This is a genomic window from Blautia sp. HCP3S3_D9, assembly GCF_052063845.1.
Lineage (GTDB): Bacteria > Bacillota > Clostridia > Lachnospirales > Lachnospiraceae > Blautia_A.
The window spans coordinates 1-3,503 of sequence record NZ_JBQHWS010000214.1 but is presented as its reverse complement, the minus strand read 5'-3'; the positions used below and the strand labels follow the sequence as shown (position 1 = coordinate 3,503).

Here is a 3,503-nt window from a genome sequence, read left to right as displayed (position 1 = left end):
ATGAGTTTGTCGTACAGGGTCACTTTCCTTTGTAATAGTTGTCGCAAACTTATTATACATCAGAAAGTCCCTGTACGATATTTTTTATTCAAAAAGTTGTAAAGTGGTGTTATAAATTATAAAGGACTGAAAGAGAGTATTATCGAATTACCTGCAGTAAAAAGGAGTGAGACCATTGAATGTAATGCCAATTTCAGATTTAATTGATCAGGTATCTCAAATATGTAAAAGAAACGGTGTACAGCGTTTAGATCTGTTCGGATCTTTTGCAACAGGGACAGCGACACCGACCAGTGATATTGATTTTGTTGTATATGGATGTAAGGATATCCTGCATCTGGAAGATGAACTGGCAGATATTGATACACTTCGAAAAATTGATATTTTTGAATATGAAAGTATAAAAAATAAATTCTTGAAGGAGGATATTGAGAAATATGGAAAGCAAATATATTAATCGTTATAATACTTTTTGTAGCAGCCTGAAAAATCTTGAAAAGAGCAGACATGCTGATCCGAAGGCAGATTTTGTACTGGAAGGTACTGTGTTGAATTTTAACCTGACTTTTGATATTTCCTGGAAAGTAATGAAGGATATCCTTATTAAACAGCTTGGCATTTTGGATTTTGCAATCGGATCACCAAGAGAAACTTTACATCAGTCTTTTACTAATAAAATAATTGACGATGACAGATGGCTCCAGATGCTACGTGCAAGAAATCAACTTGCACATGATTATGATGGAACCTTTGCAGCTGAAAAATTTCAGGATATTATTAATGTCTATTATCCTTTATTTGAGAAATTGAAGGATAATGTAAAAAAATATTATATTACAGAGTAGACTATTTACAGAAAAGAGGAGCGCTTTATTTTGAACGCCCTATGGCTAAAAATTTCACCATATCGAACAAATAAAAGTACAAGTATTTTTTCTTTTTCTTCGAATCAATACAAGTTATTAGACAAATTCCATTGAAAATCTCCCTATATATTCTAATATATAAGTATAATCACTAAAACATATTTCTTCAGACAATCGGCCAATTGTCAAGTTGTATTGTAGTTGTACTTAACAGAATGTAAAGGAGGACAACAATGACTCGACTTATTAAGATCAATGAAAATGGAATTTATATGGTATTTGCTCTGATCGACGATGAAAAGATCCGTCTGATCCATCTTGGAACGGCTCCGTTTAATGAAAAAGCAATGCCGGAAAATGCATGGGAAAATGGATATCTGGTGCAATATCAGGAAACAGGATATGGTAGCGCAGATCACCGCGGAAGAAAGCATACAGGAAGTGTTCCCGGATGTTGGGCTGTCTATCGTGAGATGCGTGATTACAAAAATGAAAAAGGTCGAAAACTTGAAATTGTGCAGGATTATCAGGGTCTGCAGCTGATCAGTCATTATCAGTTTTATGATAATGTTCAGACAATACGTTCCTGGACAGAAGTGACGAATCAAAGTGAGCAAACACGGGAGATTGAATATGTTTCTTCTTTCGCATACCAGTATGCATCTGTCGGCGGAAATAAACCGTGGAACCGGAAAATGCGTCTGCATACAGCGCATAATTCATGGTATGATGAGTGCCGCTGGGAATCCCGCACGCTGCCTGAAATGGGATTAAATCCGATCAACCTTGCGCAGTCTACAAAACGTATTTATGAGCAGAATCTTGGTTCCTGGTCTACCCAGGAATTTCTTCCTATGGGATGCCTTGAGAATGAAGAAACCGGTGCAACATTTCTTTGGCAGATTGAGAACAATGGCTCCTGGTACTGGGAAGTTGCAGAGAGCAGTGAATTAATGTTCCCTACAGTAAAGGATCATAACCTGATGATCACAAATGACGGAAATGAAATATCCGGCGAAATATATTTCGTGTTATCCGGCCCTACTGAATGGGAAAGCCAGTGGCATAAAAGCCTGAAGCCGGGTAAATCTTTTATCACAGTGCCGACGGCCGTCTCTGTTGTTAATGGAGGATTTGAAAAAGCAGTTGTAGAGATGACGAAATACCGCCGTAAGATCCGCCGTCCTAATAAAGATAATGAAAAACTTGCAGTTATTTTTAACGATTACATGAACTGTCTGTTTGGGGATTCTACAACAGAAAAACTGCTTCCTCTTATTGACGCAGCGGCAGATGCAGGATGCGAATATTTTTGCATTGACTGTGGATGGTACACGGACACTAACTGGTGGGCCGGCGTAGGTGAATGGAAACCTTCTGCGCAGAGATATCCGGGAGGCATTGAGAAACCAATTAAATATATCCGTGAAAAAGGTATGATTCCTGGTCTTTGGCTGGAAATTGAAACAGTTGGTTTTGACTGCCCGAATATCGACAATATTCCGAAGAGCTGGTTTTTCAGAAGACATGGAAAGATTGTATCCGACCAGTGCAGATATCCGTTGGATTTCAGAAATCCGGAAGTGCAGGACTATGCAACTTCTGTAATTGACAGAATGGTAAATGAATATGGTGTCGGCTATATCAAAATGGACTATAATATCAACAGCGGAATCGGTACGGAGGTAGATTCCGACAGTCTTGGAGATGGTCTTCTGGAACATAACCGTGCATATCTTGCATGGCTGGATTCTATTTTTATTAAATATCCGGATCTGATCATTGAAAACTGCGGTTCCGGCGGTATGCGAATGGATTATGCGATGCTCAGCCGTCACAGTATCCAGTCATCCAGCGACCAGACAGATTACATAAAAAATGCAGCGATTGCAGCCTCCTGTGCAACAGCGCTTACTCCGGAACAGTGCGCGATCTGGTCTTATCCTTTATCCGGAGCTGACCCGGAAGAAACGACCATGAATATGGTCAATGCGATGATGCTTCGAATCCACCAGAGCGGACATCTGGCGACCCTTCCGGCTAATCAGTTTAATCTGGTGAAAAATGGAATTGAAGTTTATAAAATGATTCGAAATGACATCAAGGAAGGACTTCCATTCTGGCTGACAGGAATCCCGAAATTCGAAGATCCGTGGTTTACTTTTGGACTGGAATGTGACAATTGTGCATATATTGCAGTCTGGAGGATTTCCGGTGAAAAGATCCTTAACGTACCATTAAAAGAAGAATTGCAGAAATATCAGCACGTAGAGCCAGTCTATCCACAAAATACTCTGGATTGTGCTTATATAAATGAAAATCATACGATTTCTTTCTTACTGGAAGAAACCAAAACAGCAAGAATATTCAAGTTATATTAAAAGGAATACAGCCCGCACTATTTCAGTGCGGGCTGTTGGTGATGTAGAATGACAAACTTATACCTGAATTATTCACGGAACAGTATCTGAACTGATAACTGCACCATGAATCTAAAAATTGATCCATGCAGCTATAACATCACTCAATTAACCTGTCAAAAGGGTATAAAATCCCCGTGGCAAAGTTCTAAGCAGTTATTAGGCTGTCAAGGTTCGTTAATAGTTGCTATTCCAACTGTACATTCAGCTTACCGAT

At 39.1% G+C, this 3,503-nt stretch carries 3 protein-coding genes; all 3 read left to right on the top strand.

Annotation, left to right across the window (positions count from 1 at the left end):
• Positions 1-184 precede the first annotated feature (184 nt).
• The 3 genes from ACTNES_RS20050 to ACTNES_RS20040 all read left to right on the top strand — a co-directional run bounded on the left by ACTNES_RS20050 (position 185) and on the right by ACTNES_RS20040 (position 3,247).
• Positions 185-457 carry a nucleotidyltransferase family protein gene (locus ACTNES_RS20050; protein ID WP_253292396.1) on the top strand — a complete coding sequence of 91 codons (273 nt, stop codon included), beginning with the start codon at positions 185-187 and terminating at the stop codon, positions 455-457.
• Complete coding sequence (locus ACTNES_RS20045; protein ID WP_291803979.1) at positions 438-845, top strand: HI0074 family nucleotidyltransferase substrate-binding subunit; 408 nt, start codon at positions 438-440, stop codon at positions 843-845. The genes ACTNES_RS20050 and ACTNES_RS20045 overlap by 20 nt, the downstream gene beginning before the upstream one ends.
• Before the next feature lie 254 nt (positions 846-1,099).
• Complete coding sequence (locus ACTNES_RS20040; RefSeq protein ID WP_320813712.1) at positions 1,100-3,247, top strand: glycoside hydrolase family 36 protein; 2,148 nt, start codon at positions 1,100-1,102, stop codon at positions 3,245-3,247.
• The last annotated feature ends 256 nt before the right edge of the window (positions 3,248-3,503 follow it).

Excerpts from the sequence above, each read along its gene's own strand:
- ACTNES_RS20050 (WP_253292396.1), top strand. The coding sequence starts at position 185 with ATGCCAATTTCAGATTTAATTGATCAGGTATCTCAAATATGTAAAAGA.
- ACTNES_RS20045 (WP_291803979.1), top strand. The coding sequence starts at position 438 with ATGGAAAGCAAATATATTAATCGTTATAATACTTTTTGTAGCAGCCTG.
- ACTNES_RS20040 (WP_320813712.1), top strand. The coding sequence starts at position 1,100 with ATGACTCGACTTATTAAGATCAATGAAAATGGAATTTATATGGTATTT.